This window comes from Proteus sp. G2674 (assembly GCF_009915195.1).
GTDB classification, from domain to species: domain Bacteria; phylum Pseudomonadota; class Gammaproteobacteria; order Enterobacterales; family Enterobacteriaceae; genus Proteus; species Proteus mirabilis.
On record NZ_JAABLS010000012.1, the window covers coordinates 275,454 to 292,956 of the forward strand.

The 17,503-nt window shown below is 40.4% G+C and carries 16 protein-coding genes; 2 read left to right on the forward strand and 14 right to left on the reverse strand.

Annotated features, from left to right (window positions below):
- The first annotated feature begins 21 nt into the window (after nt 1-21).
- Nucleotides 22-1,128: an efflux RND transporter periplasmic adaptor subunit gene (locus GWI58_RS04880; protein ID WP_094959352.1), complete on the forward strand. Its 1,107-nt coding sequence runs from the start codon at nt 22-24 to the stop codon at nt 1,126-1,128.
- A 12-nt stretch (nt 1,129-1,140) separates the two neighbouring features.
- Nucleotides 1,141-4,218: a MexW/MexI family multidrug efflux RND transporter permease subunit gene (locus tag GWI58_RS04885; protein WP_110229535.1), complete on the forward strand. Its 3,078-nt coding sequence runs from the start codon at nt 1,141-1,143 to the stop codon at nt 4,216-4,218.
- Between the two features lie 80 nt (nt 4,219-4,298).
- On the opposite strand, the gene GWI58_RS04890 is transcribed toward GWI58_RS04885, so the two are convergent.
- The 14 genes from GWI58_RS04890 to GWI58_RS04955 all read right to left on the reverse strand — a co-directional run bounded on the left by GWI58_RS04890 (nt 4,299) and on the right by GWI58_RS04955 (nt 16,968).
- Complete coding sequence (locus GWI58_RS04890; protein WP_337247328.1) at nt 4,299-5,282, reverse strand: protein-tyrosine phosphatase family protein; 984 nt, start codon at nt 5,280-5,282, stop codon at nt 4,299-4,301.
- Nucleotides 5,283-5,641: 359 nt separating this feature from the next.
- Nucleotides 5,642-5,968, reverse strand: coding sequence for a DMT family transporter (locus GWI58_RS04895; RefSeq protein ID WP_004245856.1), 327 nt, complete (start codon nt 5,966-5,968; stop codon nt 5,642-5,644).
- An 83-nt stretch (nt 5,969-6,051) separates the two neighbouring features.
- Entirely contained in the window at nt 6,052-6,468 is a 417-nt protein-coding gene (locus tag GWI58_RS04900) for a DMT family transporter (protein ID WP_094959355.1), read from the reverse strand.
- A gap of 34 nt (nt 6,469-6,502) precedes the next feature.
- Nucleotides 6,503-7,207 carry a hypothetical protein gene (locus GWI58_RS04905; RefSeq protein ID WP_094959356.1) on the reverse strand — a complete coding sequence of 235 codons (705 nt, stop codon included), beginning with the start codon at nt 7,205-7,207 and terminating at the stop codon, nt 6,503-6,505.
- A gap of 17 nt (nt 7,208-7,224) precedes the next feature.
- A complete protein-coding gene (locus GWI58_RS04910; RefSeq protein ID WP_161768957.1) occupies nt 7,225-7,869 on the reverse strand; it encodes a phosphate propanoyltransferase in 645 nt (214 codons plus the stop codon).
- A complete protein-coding gene (locus tag GWI58_RS04915) occupies nt 7,869-8,375 on the reverse strand; it encodes a BMC domain-containing protein (protein WP_161768958.1) in 507 nt (168 codons plus the stop codon). Before GWI58_RS04915 ends, GWI58_RS04910 begins: the two co-directional genes overlap by 1 nt.
- Nucleotides 8,376-8,391: 16 nt before the next feature.
- Complete coding sequence (gene cutD / locus GWI58_RS04920) at nt 8,392-9,342, reverse strand: choline TMA-lyase-activating enzyme (protein WP_004245863.1); 951 nt, start codon at nt 9,340-9,342, stop codon at nt 8,392-8,394.
- Between the two features lie 103 nt (nt 9,343-9,445).
- The gene (gene cutC, locus GWI58_RS04925) at nt 9,446-12,874 is read right to left on the reverse strand and encodes a choline trimethylamine-lyase (protein WP_161768959.1); all 3,429 of its coding nucleotides are present in this window, start codon (nt 12,872-12,874) and stop codon (nt 9,446-9,448) included.
- A 51-nt stretch (nt 12,875-12,925) separates the two neighbouring features.
- On the reverse strand, nt 12,926-14,074 hold the full coding sequence (locus tag GWI58_RS04930) for a 1-propanol dehydrogenase PduQ (RefSeq protein ID WP_004245865.1): 1,149 nt from the start codon (nt 14,072-14,074) through the stop codon (nt 12,926-12,928).
- A gap of 7 nt (nt 14,075-14,081) precedes the next feature.
- Nucleotides 14,082-14,345, reverse strand: a complete 264-nt coding sequence (locus tag GWI58_RS04935; RefSeq protein WP_004245867.1) for a EutN/CcmL family microcompartment protein — start codon at nt 14,343-14,345, stop codon at nt 14,082-14,084.
- A gap of 26 nt (nt 14,346-14,371) precedes the next feature.
- Nucleotides 14,372-16,024 carry an acetaldehyde dehydrogenase (acetylating) gene (locus GWI58_RS04940; protein ID WP_161768960.1) on the reverse strand — a complete coding sequence of 551 codons (1,653 nt, stop codon included), beginning with the start codon at nt 16,022-16,024 and terminating at the stop codon, nt 14,372-14,374.
- 67 nt (nt 16,025-16,091) lie between these two features.
- Nucleotides 16,092-16,370 carry a BMC domain-containing protein gene (locus GWI58_RS04945; protein WP_004245869.1) on the reverse strand — a complete coding sequence of 93 codons (279 nt, stop codon included), beginning with the start codon at nt 16,368-16,370 and terminating at the stop codon, nt 16,092-16,094.
- Between the two features lie 14 nt (nt 16,371-16,384).
- Entirely contained in the window at nt 16,385-16,669 is a 285-nt protein-coding gene (locus tag GWI58_RS04950) for a BMC domain-containing protein (protein WP_004245870.1), read from the reverse strand.
- Nucleotides 16,670-16,689: 20 nt separating this feature from the next.
- A complete protein-coding gene (locus tag GWI58_RS04955; protein ID WP_004249182.1) occupies nt 16,690-16,968 on the reverse strand; it encodes a BMC domain-containing protein in 279 nt (92 codons plus the stop codon).
- Nucleotides 16,969-17,503: the final 535 nt, after the last annotated feature.

Here is a 17,503-nt window from a genome sequence, read left to right on the forward strand (position 1 = left end):
CACTATGGGATCGGCGGTAAAATGAATAAGAAATTGACGTTAACTTTATGTGCCTCACTATTTTTATTAAGTGCAGGGGCAATGGTTTATGCAACAATGGGATCTGATGAAGATGAAACACAGCCATTCGCTTATCCACCAACAAAAGTGGCATTAGCAACCGCGCAATCTGCTGAATTACCTAATACTATGCATGGTGTTGGAGAATTGGAAGCCGCTAGACAAGTCTATTTAGCGTCAGAAACAAATGGGCGCATCGCCACGATCCACTTTGCATCAGGACAAACCGTCACCGCGGGACAAATCTTAGTAAAATTAAATGATGAGCCAGAGCAAGCAGAATTATTACGCCTACAAGCACAACTAACTAATGCAGAAAAACTTTATTCAAGAACTCGCCAACTTTATAGTAAAAATGTGGCTGCAGCAGCACAGTTAGATAGTACGTTATCAGAGCGCGATATGATTGTAGCCTCTATCCGTGAAGTGAAAGCGCGCATTGCACAAAAAACAATTAAAGCTCCCTTTGATGGTATTGTCGGCATAAAACTCGTGCATGAAGGACAGTATCTAAATGCAGGGGAACGTGTTGCCTCATTAGTGGATGCAAGCCACTTAAAACTTAACTTTTCACTCGATGAGCAAGTGGCGCCACAGCTTTCAACTCATCAACCTATTAATATTGCAGTTGATGCTTACCCTAATCAAACATTTACCGGCTCACTTAATGCCATAGACCCTCTTATTGGCCCTTCTCGCACTGTGCAAGTACAAGCCATTTTACCGAATACCGATAACAAATTAAAAGCGGGCATGTTTGCTCGTGTTCAAGTTACTTCCCCTACTCGTCATCAGGCATTAACCGTACCAGAGACAGCGGTTACTTATACTGCCTATGGGGATACCGTGTTTGTAGCGCAATCTGACAATCAAAAAAACCTTATCGCTAAGCGTGTCTCTGTGAAAGTTGGATTGCGCTACAACGGCCTTATCGAGATCAAAGAAGGCTTAAATCAGGGAGATCAAGTTGTTACCTCAGGGCAAATCAAACTTAGTGATGGCACCTCAATAGCCCCCATTGAGCAAGATACGTTAACACTGGCCCAATCTACTACTCGTCAACCATAACAGGGGTGTTTCATGAAATTCACTGATATTTTTGTGCGACGACCTGTTTTAGCGTTAGTAGTTAGCACCTTGATTTTTTTACTGGGCGCATTTGCGTTCAGTAAACTACCTATTCGCCAATACCCCATGTTACAAAACTCAACGATTACCATTGCAACAGACTACCCTGGCGCATCGTCTGAACTGATGCAAGGTTTTGTGACTCAGCCTATTACACAAGCCGTTTCTTCGGTGGAAGGCGTTGATTATATTTCTTCATCTTCAGTACAAGGAAAAAGTTTTGTCACGGTAAGAATGGAGTTAAATCGCGATCCGACACAAGCATTAACGCAAGTGATGGCCAAGGTCAATCAAGTACGCTATAAATTGCCAGAACAAGCTTATGATCCTGTGATTGAACTTTCTTCTGGTGAATCAACCGCAGTCGCTTATGTTGGCTTTTCCAGTGAGCAAATTTCTATTCCAGAATTAACTGACTATCTGTCTCGTGTAGTTGAACCGATGTTTTCCTCCATTAATGGGGTCGCCAAAGTACAAGTCTTTGGCGGACAACAACTGGCAATGCGTGTATGGCTAGATACTGATAAATTAGCGGGGCGAAACTTAACTGCTAGTGATGTCGCTGATGCCATTCGCCGTAATAATTACCAAGCAGCTCCCGGGAAGGTCGAAGGTGAGTTTGTTATTGCGAATGTTTATGTCAATACCGATTTAACCAATGTGGAAGAATTTAAAGATATGGTGATCCACAATGATGGCCATAATCTTATACGTCTACGTGATATTGGCACCGTCGAGCTAGGTGCGGCTGCTACTGAAACCAGTGGCATCATGAATGGCAAAAAAGCCGTCTTCTTAGGCCTATTTCCAACACCAACAGGTAACCCGTTAATCATTGTTGATGGTATTCGCGAAAACCTTACTGATATAGAAAAAACACTCCCACCAGGTGTAAATGTGGAGCTGGCCTTTGAAACTTCACGTTTTATTAAAGCTTCTATTGATCAGGTGGTGCAAACATTAATTGAAGCCATTTTAATTGTTATTGCTGTTATTTATCTCTGCTTAGGCTCATTACGTTCTGTAATTATTCCTGTGCTTGCTATCCCTTTATCTATGTTGGGGGCAGCCGGATTAATGTTGGCATTTGGTTTTAGTATTAATTTGCTTACTTTGCTAGCTATGGTTTTAGCCATTGGATTAGTTGTCGATGATGCAATAGTAGTGGTTGAAAACGTACATCGTCATATTGAAGAGGGATTATCACCAGTGCAGGCCGCATTAGTGGGGGCACGAGAGGTCGCGGGGCCGGTTATTGCCATGACCATCACTTTAGCCGCCGTTTACGCGCCAATCGGTCTCATGTCAGGATTAACTGGTGCACTGTTTAAAGAATTTGCCATAACGCTTGCTGGTAGTGTCATTGTATCGGGTATTGTGGCATTAACCTTATCTCCGGTCATGAGCTCATTAATGCTCAAACCGAAAGAAAATGAAGGCAGGATGGCTAAAATAGCCGAATATACCTTTGATAAATTGGCGTATTACTATAGCTATTTGCTTAATTTTTCTTTAACCCATCGCTGGTTAACCGTCGTTTTCGCCTTAGCCGTGTTTGTTAGTTTGCCGTTTTTATATAGCCAGACAAAACAAGAGTTAGCACCTTTAGAAGATCAAGCGAGCGTTTTAACCGCGGTAAAAGCACCACAACATGCAAATCTTGCCTATGCGGAACATTTCAATCAGAAACTTGATGATATTTATATGAGCCTACCAGAAACAGACAGCACATGGATCATCAATGGTACTGATGGCCCTTCAGCAAGCTTTGGTGGGATTAATTTTGATGGTTGGAAAGGTCGAGATCGTAATGCCAATCAAATTCAGGCAGACCTACAAAATCGTGTTGCGGATGTTGAAGGAAGCAGTATTTTTGCTTTTCAATTAGCATCATTACCTGGCTCTGTCGGCGGATTACCTGTCCAAATGGTGTTACGTAGCCCATTAGGTTATCCCGTTTTATTTGACACGATGGAAGAGATCAAACAGCAAGCACGAGAAAGTGGTCTATTTGTCGTAGTGGATAGTGATCTTGATTACAACAACCCTGTTGTACAGGTCACTATTGATCGTGCCAAAGCCAATACCCTTGGTATTCGCATGCAAGATATTGGCGAATCACTATCCTTATTAGTGGGTGAACACTATATCAATCGCTTTGGTATGGATGGTCGCTCTTATGATGTGATCCCCCAAAGTATACGTCAACAACGTTTAACCCCGGCAGCACTTGCAGGGCACTATATTCGTACTCAAGATAACCTGTTAATTCCATTATCAACCGTGGTCAATATTACCACTCAAGTTGAACCCAATAAATTAACGCAATTTAATCAACAAAATGCCGCTATATTTCAAGCTATTCCGGCTCCGGGTGTCACCATGGGGCAAGCTGTTGCGTTTCTTGAAAATGTGGCAAATTCCTTACCCGCTGGCTTTAGCCATGATTGGCAATCTGATGCTCGCCAATTTACCCAAGAAGGAAATACCTTAGTCTTTGCGTTTATTGCCGCCCTTATCATTATTTATTTGGTATTAGCCGCACAATATGAAAGCTTGGTTGATCCATTGATTATTTTGATTACGGTACCACTCTCAATTTGTGGTGCATTAGTACCATTAGCTTTAGGTATGGTGACATTAAATATCTACACTCAAATTGGTTTAGTCACCTTGATAGGACTTATCAGTAAGCACGGTATTTTAATGGTGGAGTTCGCTAATGAATTGCAAGTTCATAAAAATCTAAATCGACGTGAGGCGATTGTTGAAGCAGCAAAAATCCGCTTACGCCCTGTCTTAATGACTACGGCAGCAATGGTTATCGGGCTTATTCCTCTGCTATTTGCCAGTGGTGCTGGAGCGAATAGTCGCTATGGATTAGGGTTGATTATTGTATCAGGTATGTTAGTTGGCACGCTATTTACGCTGTTTGTATTACCCACAATGTACAGCTTCTTAGCACGAAACCATCAAGTCAGCGCGCAGACTGAGCGTCAAAAACAGTTACAGCAAATCATTGAGCAATAAAAATTAAAAACGGTAATGTCGTAAACCCATCCCCATTGTAAATACAATGGGGATGGTTATAGTTATTTTTTGAATAAATATTATTTTATTTTAGTATTATCATTGACTAAAGGAATGTTATGATTTATTGCAAACTTAATCAGCTCATCAACTTGTGCGTTAACTTTAAGTAGCTGCCAACTGCGATTTTCCCTTAAGTGAACGAGAATACTTTCTAAGCTTTTTGTTTTTGTATTTCCTTCCTCTATCATTTTCATCATTTCCATTAAAGCAATAAATTCCCCTGTTCTTCCTAATCCCGCAAGACAATGGACAGCTATATTTTCTTTTGTTGGGTTTACTGTGAATTTCTTGCCAATATAATTAATTGTATTTTTTAATTTTGTCGCATCTATTGCTTTATGGTCTTCCCAATTATAAATATGCACAAATTTTATTTGTTTCTCTTTATCACTACCTTCTTTAGTCAATTTCTTAGTATATACTTTGCAATCTAACTTTCTATCATCTCCTAAAATTTTATTTTCTCCATTATTATTTTCTATAAATTTCCCATTTTCACCTTTTATTTTAAAACGACTGAAATCCCACTTACTAGAGCTGCAACATTTTATATTATCTGAATAAAAATTCCCTCTAAAGTATTTAAACCCTTTCTGCTGAGGAGTGCTTTCATTACATTCATGATTAGGTTTTGAGAAATCGTCTTCAATATCATTATTCGAGGCTAAAACATAAACTGTCTTTATATCATTATCAAATAACATATTAAAATAATGTTTTAAACTCTCTTTATCATTAAGAGGATATTGGCTTGCAATAGTCGTATAAGGAGAGTTCTTAACACTCACATTATTAGCAGGTAATAATACCCCATTAGATTCTATTAAAGTTTTTTTACAATATCGTATTCTATATCTAGAATCAGGTATACATTGATAATTATTTTCATCATATTGAGGTGAGTTTGCAACATAATATAATCTTTTAAGAACTTCTGTAGATACTAATCTTTGGATATTATTTACTTTTTTAAATTTTAATGAAACCTGTGGAACAAATATTTTTTTTCAGATAAATCACTTACATACCATATAGTACTAGTACTGGTATTCTTAACACTACTGACATTAAGATTTCCCGTGGGATCTTTTATTCCTAAAAAATTTCTTATGCTATTAAATTTTGCTCTCGCATCAGGTATTATTCTTAACATATATCACCCTTTTCTAACTTAGTTTTACATAATAGTCTCCAAATTTTATATTGATAAAAACTTTAAAATATAAAAAAAAACATCTTTTCTCAATCATATTCATTTTAAGAAATAAATATGAGTGAATATAAAAATGCCGATATTGTTGAATAACATATCGGCATTTAAAATTAAAAGAAAATTTAGTCTCTTGTTTATAAACTTATCTTACATCGTTGAAAAGGTATTCATAATTATCCCACCAGAGATAATCAATGCCATTGAGAATATAGCGGGTAGATCGGGTTTTTGTTTATATAAAATCATGGCAACTAATGTTACCCCAACAATACCAAATCCACACCACAAGGAATATGCCACACCAACAGGGATATAGCCCATTGCACGTGTTAAGGCGAAATAGCAAATACAGTAAGCGGCAATCACTAAAACAGAGGGGGCTAATTTACTAAAGCCATTGGTCTTTTTAATCATTGAGGTGCCCGTGATTTCAGAACCAATAGACAGCGCCAGCCATAAGAATCCGGTAAACATAATGGTTATCCTTATTTATTTTAATAAAGTACTTATTTATTAAAAAAATAGTTTTATTAAATATAGATTATTAAAAAATAGATTTATTTATTCACTGACGATGCAGTCTGTTTTATATTCGGTAACTCCGTCGTTTCTTCTGGCTCTTCTTCGGAACCCATTTTCGAAAACAGATTCATAATGACGATCCCGCTGGCAATAACTGCCATACCAATAATAGCAGCCGTATCAGGATGTTGACCGTAAAATGCCATACCTAAAGTAGATACAACTAAGATACCGGTTCCGGACCAGGTGGCATAAGCTAAGCCTACTGGGATATTTTTAACTGCACGAGATAATGAATAATAACAAACAATATAAAGAACAATAATTAATCCTAATAATAATGTCTTTGTTATTCCTTCACTATTATCAAACATTTTTAAGGTCGAGGTTGCTGAGGTTTCTGAAATAATAACCGCCAGCATCCAAAGCCATGATTTTGCTTTTGGGGACATAATAAGACTCCTAAATTTTTAGATATGGTATATTTTAATCTTTCAAACTTTTTAAATATTCAATAGCAGAATCGGTTAATTTATCTTGTGATAATTGATATTTTTCAGGGTTACTCATTACTTGTTTCAAAGTAATATAGCGATTATTATTCGGTTGTTTTGTTTCCGTTTTATTAATAAATTTTAACTTGTGATCAAAAGCATTCTTTTTTAAATTATCTTCAACTTCATTTATTGAGCAAAAAGTAATACCCATTAATATTAATCGTTCAATATTCTGTTTTAGCACTAAGTTATAGTGTTCATTTTGGTTTAAACCTAAAATTTCATTAATTTCACTGTTTGGCTGACAAAAATAAGGTAATGCAATAATAGGAATATTTTTAGCCAATGCGGAATGAATAAGTGTTCCTTCTTCACTAATCATTAACCCATTAATAATTTCCCCCACCAGCTTTTTGTCAAAATAGGGAATAAATAATGCCTGATAAGCGGATAACCTATGGGGATCAAACTCATCGGCTTTAGTGATATCCCCTACATGACACCACTGCGATAAATCATGACATTGCTGTGCCTGTGTGGTAACAAAAATAGAGGCTCGTACAGTGGAAAAATGGCTAATGCGTTGATAGATTTCATCACGATATCCCGGCGCCGGTGTTAAAACTAACAACACCGGCTTTTTTATACGCTTTTCTATTTCTGCAACAATCCGTTCAATTAGTTGATTGTCCATTACCTCACCTCATGGTCTTAGCTGACAATAAACACGCTGTCGTTATTTCTAAGTCCTGCCGCATTTGCCTCATCGGTATCAATATGAAATTCCAATACAAATTTCTCACTGACGCGCACAATCACTTCATCAAAAATCAGGCTACGTTCACCCTCTGTTTTTACATGCACTTTCTGACCATTGGTCACATTTAACGCTCTAGCATCAATATTATTCATATGAATATGACGCTGAGCACAAATAACTTGCTGTTTTAATTCCACATATCCCGCAGGCCCCATCAAAACTGCATTACCGGAGCCTGCTAAATCACCAGAACCACGCACGGGTGCCGTTATACCTAATGCAAAACAGTCAGCTTTTGAAATCTCTAATTGGCTTTGTGGACGAACCGGCCCTAAAACACGAACTTTACTGATAGAGCCTTTAGGCCCGACTACCATCACACACTCTTTGGCGGCAAATTGTCCCGGTTGTTTTAGATCTTTAAACGGGGTGATCTGATAGCCGTGGCCAAATAACGCATCTACATCTTGTTGTGAAAGATGTACATGTCGATTAGAAATACCAACAGGAATAGCGATCCCTTGATTTATGCCCATTCCCACATTGGGGATATTTAAACGAGTGAGAATTTTTCCCATTAGTTGTTGATTAATCATTATTTTTTACCTTTACGGCTTTCAGGTTTACTCTCTTTTTTACTGCTTGGTGCTTTATCTGCTGTCATTGCTTTAGTTTCAGGGGCACTATTTTGAGCCAGTCGTTCTGCAACTTTTTTTGTCGCGTCACTATCGCCACTTTCGTGCTTTATGACAGTTTCAACCCTGTTTTCAGCCAGCGTTTTGAACGCATTCTGTTGTGTTTCTTCACTAATAACAGCGTTTTTTTTCTTACCTTTTATTGTCAGCAATTTGGTGATAACACTTGGCTCAGGTCTTGCTATGACGAGTGATCCGATAACCAACTCTTTTTGGCTCACCACATCTACACCATGCTCAACCGCTGTTTTTACCGCACTGATCTCACCTTGAAAACAGACAGAAACTAACCCTGATCCAATTTTTCTATAACCGATAATTTCAACACTGGCAGCTTTACAAGCCACATCAGCAGCTTGGATCGCAGCGGTTAATCCGCGTGTTTCAATCACACCTAAACTGTTCATCTTTCTCTCCTACTGATTAGTGGCGGACAAGACGGATCTCAAAATCAAATTGTTTAAAGAAGGCTTCTAAGCGATCGAGCTCTTCTGGCGTATATCCCGGATCGTTTTTAATGGGGTAGATCATCTCCAATTTTTGGTATTTATTACGGCCAAATTGGTGATAAGGTAGAATATCGATGCGCTGAAGATTACCGCGTTTTGACAACGCCATGGCGTAGTTAATTGCACCAGTAATCGCATCATAAGAGTCGTTATAACCTCGCACTAAAGGCATACGGATAACCACATTTGCACCGAGATCCATCAAACGCTCTAAATTACGGCGGACATTCTCATTACCAATGCCAAATAATGCTTTATGCTGAGTAGTATCAATATGTTTGATATCAATTAGAAACTGATCAACGACTTGCGCTAATTTTTCATAATTAGCCACATTAGTGGTTGCTTGTGTTTCCACCGCAGTATTGATCATCATCTTTTTACATTCACGTAGCAGAGCTACAGCAAAATCCGTTTGTAAACTCATTTCGCCGCCACCGATTGTGACACCACCGCCGGAAGAGATATAGAAGTCGTAATCTTGCATGATAATGTCCATCAATTCAGATACAGAGACATCTTTGCCCATAATATCCAGTGCATCAGAAAGACACACTTCTTCACATTGACGACATCCAATACAATCAACGGCGCGATCAACGCGATGAACTTGCTGCCCTTGCTCATTGGTTGTCATGTAATGCACACCAGCCGGACACACATCAACACATTTACCGCAATCCACGCATTTATCGCGAGAGTACATCACCTGAAATTCACTGCTAAGACCTTCTGGGTTTGAACACCAAGGGCAGCGGATATTACAGCCTTTTAAGAAAACCAGAGTACGAATACCATCACCATCATAAATAGAGTATTTTTGGATATTAAATATCCGCCCTCTTATTTCTGCTGCCGTCTCCATCTTTACGCCTCCAAATCTGCATCAAACATCCTTGTTCGATAAATTTACATCTTGTCTTGTCGCGATTAATAGGGAGGACTCTTAGCCCTCCTTGGGTCTATGATCAGAATTTCTCAATCACTGTACGACTAATAATTTCATCCTGAACTTCTTTACATAATTCAACGAAGTACGCACTGTAGCCAGCAACCCGGACAATTAAATCGCGGTATTTTTCAGGCTCTAATTGGGCTTTTTTCAGTACTTCATTATCGACATAGCTAAATTGCATCTGACCATTACCCAAAATAGAGGCAGTTCTTAATAAGGTAATTAATCCTTGGCGCCCTTCATTGGTATCTAGCAAGCCTTTGAGGAATTTAAAGTTATGAACCATACCGATATTCATGGTTTCAACATTCATCTTGCTAATGGATTTAATGATGGCAGTGGGGCCATGTTTATCTGCACCCTGTGTAGGGCTGATCCCATCTGATAATGGTTTCCATGCTAAACGGCCGTTTGGTGTTGCTGCGGTTAATTCACCAATTGGCGTGTTATTAGAGATAGATAACGTACCGTGACTAAATGTGGAGTAGAGCATTTTATATTTACGGCATTCACGTTCAGTCCATTCGGTAATATCTAACGCATATTGATCAACAACATCATCGTCGTTACCAAATTTCGGTGCATTTAAACAGTCACGCAGTAACTCTTCGTGTCCTTCAAAATTAGCTAATAAGCCGTCACGTATTTGCTCTAAGGTATATTTTTTGTCTTCATAAACCAGTTTGCGAATTGCCGCCATAGAATCGACATAAGTGGCTAAACCAGAGAAGATCAGACCCGGCCCGTGGTTAACCATCGCACCACCCGCTGTCACGTCTTTACCTTGCTCCATACATCCCTCAACCAATAGCGACATAAGTGGTTTTGGGGCAATGTCACGGTGAACGCGCTGGCTGATAACCGTACCAATTGCTGATAAACGAATAATATGTGCGACTTGCTCTTTAACCGCGCGATCGAAATCCTCATAAGTACGTAAATCACGTAAATCGCCGGTGTCTAAGCCTTGGTAGCTATCAAACAGCACCATACGACCACGATTTAATACAAATTCAATGGCAATAGGCCACTGGGTATAACCCGTTGATGTCCATTGATAGATACGACCTGATTTTTGTGGTTCAACACAGCCCATCAAGCAGTAATCGCGTGCATCTTCAAAGTCGAAGCCTTTACGCAACATCATCTTGATATGAGAATCATCGAAGTGACAGGCAGGGAAGCCCATTCCCGCTTTGACCACATCAACGATTTTTTCCATATATTGCTGTGGTGATTGGTTATGGATACGACAAGCCAGTGAAGGTTGATACACTTTCACAAAACGTACTGCGTCCATAATCAAGTAAGTTAAATCGTTACAAGCATCGCCACCTGAGCGTTTCTGTCCCCCCACCGTTAAATTGATAAAGGGTTGATAACCGGCAAAATATTTTGCGCCTAGCTCGCTAGACATCCACATTAATTCGGCACATTTGATGATAAAGGCCTGCATCATTTCCAGTGCTTGTTCACGCGTTAAACGGCCTGTTTTAATGTCGTTTTCATACATTGGGAAACAGTATTGATCTAAGCGACCTAAAGAAAGTCCCGTTTGGTTCTCTTCAACTTCAAACAATGACTCTACAGTCCAGATACTTTGCAGTGCTTCTTGCAATGTTTTTGGTGGATTAGCAGGAACATTTTCATTGACTTGAGCAATGGTTAATAACTCTTCACGACGTTGTGGATCACTCTCTTTAGAGGCTAATTCACGGGCATGCTCGGCAATACGATGAGCATAAGCGATAACACCTTCACAACTTTCAATCGACGCTTTATAGAAGTAGATACGGTCGATATCAGCAGGATTTTCCATGCTTAATTCAGCCAATTTCGCTTGTGCATCGGCTTTAATACCGTTCATCCCTTTGGTGAATAACAGCACGTCATAACCGGGGCAAGTATCACCACCACCATTAATTTGATGATAAGAGAGATCGCTGACAAAGGTTTCGCCACTGAATTCCCATACACCCGCTTCACGGTATTGCGCTTCACAAATTTCATCTAAAGAGCGACCTTCCCAAAATGGCACTATCTCTTCACGAATGACTTTTTTGTCTTCTTCTGAAATTTGGAATGGATCTTGTGGGCGCGTGCTCATGGTGTCGAGTTCATCACGTACCCAACGCCATGCGATATCAGGAGAGAAAGCGCCAGCACGCGGTTTCCCACAAGGATGTCCCACAATAAGCTCTTCATCTTGAATTAAGATAGGTGCGGTTTCACAAGCACGGCGGAAAGCTTTAGCACGCAATAAAATAGGGGGTAAACCAGGATTATTGCGAGCAATTTCAGTAAAGGCTAATGCTCTATAAATTGAAACACTAGGGCGAGCCTCTAAATAACGATTACGCAGGCGCTGTAGACGAGGAGTTAAGCCTTCCATTACAGTCAACTCACCATTTGCGGTCGCCGGTGTAACAACATTGGCTGAAGGTGAAGCATATTGCGGTGGTGTATTCATACGACCGTTATATAAACGGACTTGTAGTGAACTGTGTAATGCTGATAGATTAGCGCGCGCTGATAACAACATTTCTGAAAGTTCGTTAATACTGACGCGAGGATCGTTAATATCGATACCTTGGGTCATGGCATCAAACATTGGATAGCCATCGACTTCTTTCGTTGCGCGCACTTCGGATAGCTCAGCCAGTTTTAGCCAAAGACTTTCAACAATCTCATAAGCTTGTGCTGGCGTTAAACGACCTTGGTCAATATCACGTTGATAGAATGGGTATAGTGCTTTATCAAAGCCCATTGGGTTGATAGCGTAGCTACCATTTTCCAGATGAAGAATAAGCTGTAATAAATAGAAAACTTGTACCGCTTCTTTAAAGGTTTCTGCTGGCTTAGCGGGTACTTTACGTAAAATAGCCGCGCTTTCTAATAATTCAGCTTTACGGTATGGATTGTCTTCCATTGCTGCTAAATTTTCTGCTTTAGCTGACAGTAGTTGTGCAAAATAAAGTGCCGCATCACATGCATAAATCGCCGATTTGCAGAAATTGGCTTCATCCATACTGCTACGATTTACTGCACTACCAATGCTTCTCATTCTATCTTCAAGTTGTGCTTTGATGGCTAAGAAACCTTGATTCACCACCAGCATATAATCAGGTGATGCAACGCTATTATTGATACTTAAAAAGCGATAAATAGAGTCACTACGCACTTCTTCTTCGCTGTGGAAAATCGCACCACGTGGTGTTGAGGATTGGCTACCGATAATAAGCTCATCTTGAGCGATATAGCTTGGAAAATGACGAATAAACTGATAAAAGCGTTGTGCAGGTTTAATCGCTTGGGGCACACCGGCAATATTGTTATCTAATGAATCAAAAATCGTCGCACGCTCTGTGCTAATAGAACTGTTACGTGAAACTAAACGTTCTGCCAGCATTTTTACGCGTGGCGTCAAAGAATATTTGGCCATGTGAGGCTCTCCTGATGTTCTTTACTAGACCTAATCGGTATTAATTGAGCATTAACTGTGTGATACACCGGCAAATGCCTGACGATACAATGTTTCTAATTGGTGTGTGTTTACGTCACGCGGATTTGTCGGCGTACAGCTATCACGTAAAGCCTGTCCGACCATTTCCGTTAAACGGGCATAAAAGTCCGCTTCACTGACACCGGTATCGCGAATACTCTTCGGCATACCCATTTCATCTTTCAATACATTAATGGCGACAATAAGGCTGATAACGCCTTCTTTTACCGTCTGCGCAGGTAATCCTAAACTTTGGGCAAGGTAGGCATAGCGCTTCGCTGCTTCGCTATTACAATCACCATGAAGATTGGCATTAAAGGCAATAACATGTGTCATCAATAACGCATTCGCACGGCCATGAGGGACATGAAAAACACCGCCTAATGCATGGGCAAGACTGTGTGTAATACCTAGCGACGCATTAGTAAATGCCATACCTGCGATGCAAGATGCATTGTGCATTTTTTCGCGAGCAAGTAAGTTATCCCCTTGATGATGACAATCAAGCAGATGGCTAAACACTAATTTGACGGCTTTTTCTGCCATCGCATCAGAAAAATCAGATGCAGCTTTAGACACATAAGCTTCTAATGCATGGCAAAGGACATCCATACCCGTATCAGCGGTAATTGCAGGAGGTACAGATTTTACAAGTTCAGGATCGAGGATCGCGATATCAGGCAACATAAACTCATCGACCAATACCAGTTTTTCACTGCGTGATTTGATCACTGAAAAAGAGGTCACTTCAGAGCCAGTACCACTGGTCGTGGGGATCGCAATAAATTGCGGTTTACTTCTACTGTGCTCTTTACGGGTATGCCAGAGGGAGTACATAACGGCTTTAGCAGCATCGATAACAGATCCACCGCCGAGTGCGATAACCAAATCAGGATAATGGGCATCCATTATTTTCATACCACTGACAATGGCAGAAATATCAGGATCTGATGCAACATCATCATAGATTTGAAACTCAATACCTCGTTGCATTAATTTTTCAGTGACTTTATCTGCAAAGCCAAACTTCACCATTGCTTTATCTGTCACCACAAATGCGCGGCGGGCAGTTAACCCAGAGAGAAAATTCAGTGCATTGGTGCCAAACTGAATTTTGGGTTTTATCAGAAACTCACTCATGTCGTTATTACTCCTTACTGTCCCGATAAACCTTCTCAACAATGGCAACCACGGACATCGCCTTGTAACGATCTTTGTTTAGTGCGAAGTACTCTTCAGCCAACACCACATCGTTGATACCTGCACCCACACTATCCACTGCAACATAGGTTTTATTTTTCAGTGGATTAAGCTCATCATCTAAGGTCGCTATCATTAATAAATTGCTTCCTTTCAGCTCAGGGCTTTTTTGTGTCGCGACTACGTGTCCGATTACCTTTGCGAGGATCATGGTTTATATCGCCTTCTATCAATGAGTTATTTACCCAGACGTCCGAGAACTTCTTTGATAATGCGCTCCACGTTCTCTTCGGTGATCTCACCTTGTTCAATCACTTGTTGTGCACACGCACTGACTGTCGTTGTATAAGGGGACGCGCCAAAGCGATCATCACCTTGTGTTTGACGTTGTGCTGTTGCACATTCCGCATGAACAGGGGTTAAAGAAGGTGAACGAAAACGATCATCATCAAGAATGCTGGTGTGGTAATTTGCGCTAGAAACAGCAGGTTGAGCAGCTTCTTGTGCTAATGGACAAGGTTGTTTTAACTCTTCAACACTACGTACCCCATAACCGACTTTACGAATATTCAGTAAATTCATCGGGCCGACGTTATCTGAGCTAGAACCACCGCCTACCGCACCACAACCTAGGGTTAACGCAGGAGTAATATTGGTTGTTGCGCCAATACCACCTAATGCCGCTGGAGTATTAATTAAAATACGATTAACGGGTTTTTCTAAAGAGAACTGACGAATAACATCTTCATTTTGGGTATGGATCACTAAGGTATGACCTAAGCCTTCGTTAGTGAGCAATTGCACCACACGATGACAGGCTGATTGCCAATCTTCTTCAATATACATACCTAAGATTGGACACAGTTTTTCTCGTGAATAGGGATTCTTCGGTGAAACAGTATCTTGTAGTGCAATTAAGACGCGGGTATTAGCAGGTACAGTAAAACCGGCGCGCTGGCTTAAATAGATAGCATCTTTACCAACCACCGCAGGATTTATCGTGCCATTAGCGCGCAATAACATAGAAGCGACTTTCGCTGCTTCTTCATCATTCATAAAATAAGCACCTTGCGCTAATAGCTCACGGTGAACTTCGTTATAAATACAACGTTCTACGATGATGGATTGCTCTGAAGCGCAGATCACGCCATTATCAAATGTTTTACTGGTGATGATATCGCTCACTGCTTTTTTGATATCCGCACTACGCTCGATAAAGGCAGGGCCATTACCAGGACCACCACTGATAGTTGGTGTGCCTGATGCATAAGCCGCACGCACCATTCCTTCACCGCCAGTAGCTAAGATTAATGACACATCTTTGCTGTGCATTAATTCTTTTGTCGCTTCCAATGTCAGCAATGTCACACCATCAACAATTCCCTCAGGTGCTCCCGCTTCTAGTGCGGCTTTTTTGACAATTTCTAGCGCGCGGAAACTACACTGTTTCGCATTAGGGTGCGGTGAAAAAATAATCGCATTACCTGCTTTCAGTGCAATTAAGGTTTTATAGATAATGGTTGACGTTGGGTTAGTGGAAGGCACTAACGCTGTAATAACCCCTAAAGGCACCCCTACATCCATGACTTTTTTCACTTTATCGTCATTGATAATGCCAATGGTCTTTAGGTCTTTCATATGTTCATACACACGCAATGACGCAAAGGTATTTTTCAGTACTTTGTCTTGCCATTTACCAAAGCCGGTCTCTTCGCAGGCCATTTTTGCCAACTCTTCTGCGTGACGAGCAGCTTCAAATGCAATGTGTTTGACTATATTGTCGATTTTTTCCTGCGAAAATTTCGCATATTGTTGTTGCGCATTTTTCGCGTTACGAACTAGCTCGCGAGCCAGTTGTCGGGATTGCAAATCTTTATCTAATGCAACCATGTTTTCCCCCATACAGGAGTTAAAAATTTAGCTGAATAACGTTTTTTGCTTGGCAGCACCTGAATAATCAGGCTTTATGTTGCTCTGCAATCTTCTCGATATCGTTATGTGGTCTTGCAATAACACGAGAAGTCACTACTGTGCCGATACGTTTTGCCGCCTCAACACCAGACTCAACCGCTGCATTAACTGCACCGACATCGCCTTTCACCATGGCTGTCACTAAACCTGAACCGACGTTTTCATAACCAATCAGTTCCACATTGGCTGCTTTACACATTGCGTCAGCAGCTTCAATGCAAGCGACTAGACCTTTGGTTTCCACTAGACCGAGTGCTTCTTTCATATTTATTTCCTTCGTTATTCAGTCACTTTGTACTGGGCAACGATTTTTTGAATATCGTTATGTGGACGAGCGATGACTAATGAAGTGACCACCGTACCTACACGTTGAGCCGCTTCTAAGCCAGAATCTACAGCGGCTTTAACGGCACCCACATCGCCTTTTACCATTGCAGTGACTAAACCTGAGCCAACATTTTCATAACCAATCAATTCAACATTGGCGGCTTTGCACATCGCATCAGCGGCTTCAATACATGCCACTAGCCCTTGAGTTTCAATAAGTCCTAATGCATCACCCATACGTTCTCCTAAGGCAAAGACTATGCCTTGTGTTTGATAACAATTTTGTTGATGTCATTGTGAGGACGAGCAATCACAAGTGATGTGACGACTTCACCCACCCGTTGCGCTGATTCCACACCTGAATCTACCGCAGCTTTCACTGCCCCTACGTCGCCTTTCACCATCGCAGTCACGAGACCTGAACCAACGTTTTCATAACCAATCAATTCAACATTGGCGGCTTTGCACATCGCATCAGCGGCTTCGATACATGCCACTAACCCTTTAGTTTCAATCAGACCTAATGCATCACCCATTTTTATTTCCTCCAGGAAGCCGTTTAACGGTTTACAGTTACCCATCATGTCTGCGTGGTGATTTTTTAAACGCAGACCTTGGTTTCAAATTCACTATAACGGCTAAAAATAAAAACAACATATAAATCCATAAAAGATAAATATATAGTTTTATATTCTGATATTTATGCTTATTTAGCCTTATTTTTATTTATCTATGCTGTTAATTGCCTTTTTTTATCTGTTTAAATTTATAAAAAAATACACAAAGAAGATGAAAAAAAAGACAATTTAAGTTTGTTAGAAGGATGTTGAAAAGGTGCAAAAAGGCAGTACAAATCAGCGGGAAAGATGTGCGGGGTATCACTAATATTTCAATGCCAGCTCAAGGATGAGAAAAAACTAAATCTAGTCTATATACAAAAAGTGCTATTTCTAGATTAGCTCTTTATGTCTTAAGCCGAACTCATCATGCGGTGTCCTTAGCAGGCATAAATAATCAATGTTTCCGTCGATGGGGGGCAATATGAGACAGGAGGTATTCGCAAGAATACGT